We start from the raw sequence: 2,603 nt of genomic DNA on the forward strand, positions 1-2,603 counted from the left end.
AGCTACCCGGCAATGCCACTGGCGTGACAACCGGAACACCAGAGGTTCGTCCACTCCGGTCCTCTCGTACTAGGAGCAGCCCCTCTCAAATCTCCAACGCCCACGGCAGATAGGGACCGAACTGTCTCACGACGTTCTGAACCCAGCTCGCGTACCACTTTAAATGGCGAACAGCCATACCCTTGGGACCGACTACAGCCCCAGGATGTGATGAGCCGACATCGAGGTGCCAAACACCGCCGTCGATATGAACTCTTGGGCGGTATCAGCCTGTTATCCCCGGAGTACCTTTTATCCGTTGAGCGATGGCCCTTCCATACAGAACCACCGGATCACTAAGACCTACTTTCGTACCTGCTTGATCCGTCGATCTTGCAGTCAAGCACGCTTATGCCTTTGCACACAGTGCGCGATGTCCGACCGCGCTGAGCGTACCTTCGTGCTCCTCCGTTACACTTTGGGAGGAGACCGCCCCAGTCAAACTACCCACCATACATGGTCCCCGACCCGGATAACGGGCCCAGGTTAGAACGTCAAGCACGACAGGGTGGTATTTCAAGGATGGCTCCACGCAGACTGGCGTCCACGCTTCAAAGCCTCCCACCTATCCTACACATCAAGGCTCAATGTTCAGTGTCAAGCTATAGTAAAGGTTCACGGGGTCTTTCCGTCTTGCCGCGGGTACACTGCATCTTCACAGCGAGTTCAATTTCACTGAGTCTCGGGTGGAGACAGCGCCGCTGTCGTTACGCCATTCGTGCAGGTCGGAACTTACCCGACAAGGAATTTCGCTACCTTAGGACCGTTATAGTTACGGCCGCCGTTTACTGGGGCTTCGATCAAGAGCTTCGCCTTGCGGCTGACCCCATCAATTAACCTTCCAGCACCGGGCAGGCGTCACACCCTATACGTCCACTTTCGTGTTTGCAGAGTGCTGTGTTTTTGATAAACAGTCGCAGCGGCCTGGTCACTGCGGCCCCCCTTAGCTATTAACCATGGAGGGCGCACCTTCTCCCGAAGTTACGGTGCTATTTTGCCTAGTTCCTTCACCCGAGTTCTCTCAAGCGCCTTAGAATTCTCATCCTGCCCACCTGTGTCGGTTTACGGTACGGTCTGCGTAAGCTGAAGCTTAGGAGCTTTTCCTGGAAGCGTGATATCAGCAGCCTAGCCCTAATGGGCCGGTCCTTAGTCTCAACGTTGCCCCCCCGGATTTGCCTAAGGGGACCGCCTCAACTCTCTCACCAGGACAACCAACGCCTGGCCTGCCTAACCTTCTCCGTCCCTCCATCGCACTTACGCGAGGTGCAGGAATATTAACCTGCTTCCCATCGACTACGCATTTCTGCCTCGCCTTAGGGGCCGACTCACCCTGCGTCGATTAACGTTGCGCAAGGAAACCTTGGGCTTTCGGCGTGCGGGCTTTTCACCCGCATTATCGTTACTCATGTCAGCATTCGCACTTCCGATACCTCCAGCAGACTTCTCAATCCACCTTCATCGGCTTACGGAACGCTCCTCTACCGCGCATACAAAGTATGCACCCCAAGCTTCGGTTCATCGCTTAGCCCCGTTAAATCTTCCGCGCAGACCGACTCGACCAGTGAGCTATTACGCTTTCTTTAAAGGGTGGCTGCTTCTAAGCCAACCTCCTGGCTGTCTGTGCCTTTCCACATCGTTCACCACTTAGCGATGAATTTGGGACCTTAGCTGTGGGTCTGGGTTGTTTCCCTTTTCACGACGGACGTTAGCACCCGCCGTGTGTCTCCCGGATAGTACGTACTGGTATTCGGAGTTTGCCATGGTTTGGTAAGTCGCAATGACCCCCTAGCCATAACAGTGCTCTACCCCCGAGAGGATACATATGAGGCGCTACCTAAATAGCTTTCGAGGAGAACCAGCTATCTCCGGGTTCGATTAGCTTTTCACTCCTAATCACACCTCATCCCCTACCTTTGCAACGGGAGTGGGTTCGGGCCTCCAGTTGATGTTACTCAACCTTCACCCTGGGCATGACTAGATCACCCGGTTTCGGGTCTACTGCCCGCGACTATGCGCCCTTATCAGACTCGGTTTCCCTTCGCCTCCCCTATACGGTTAAGCTTGCCACGAACAGTAAGTCGCTGACCCATTATACAAAAGGTACGCAGTCACCCTTGCGGGCTCCTACTGCTTGTACGCACACGGTTTCAGGATCTATTTCACTCCCTTCACCAGGGTTCTTTTCGCCTTTCCCTCACGGTACTGGTTCACTATCGGTCGGTCAGGAGTATTTAGCCTTGGAGGATGGTCCCCCCATATTCAGACAGGATGTCACGTGTCCCGCCCTACTCATCGAACTCACGACCTGTGCATTTTAGTGTACGGGGCTATCACCCTTTACTGCGCGACTTTCCAGACGCTTCCACTAACACACAAGCCGATTCAGGTTCTGGGCTCCTCCCCGTTCGCTCGCCGCTACTGGGGGAATCTCGGTTGATTTCTTTTCCTCGGGGTACTTAGATGTTTCAGTTCCCCCGGTTCGCCTCATGCCACTATGTATTCATGACATGATAGTGTGTCGAAACACACTGGGTTTCCCCATTCGGGTATCGCCGGTTATAACG

General features: G+C 54.4%; 1 rRNA gene. It reads right to left on the reverse strand.

What is annotated here, in order from left to right:
- A 23S ribosomal RNA gene (locus AC07DW_RS34045) occupies nt 1-2,603 on the reverse strand; the annotation flags it as partial.

It is taken from the genome of Streptomyces sp. NPDC045701 (assembly GCF_056432045.1).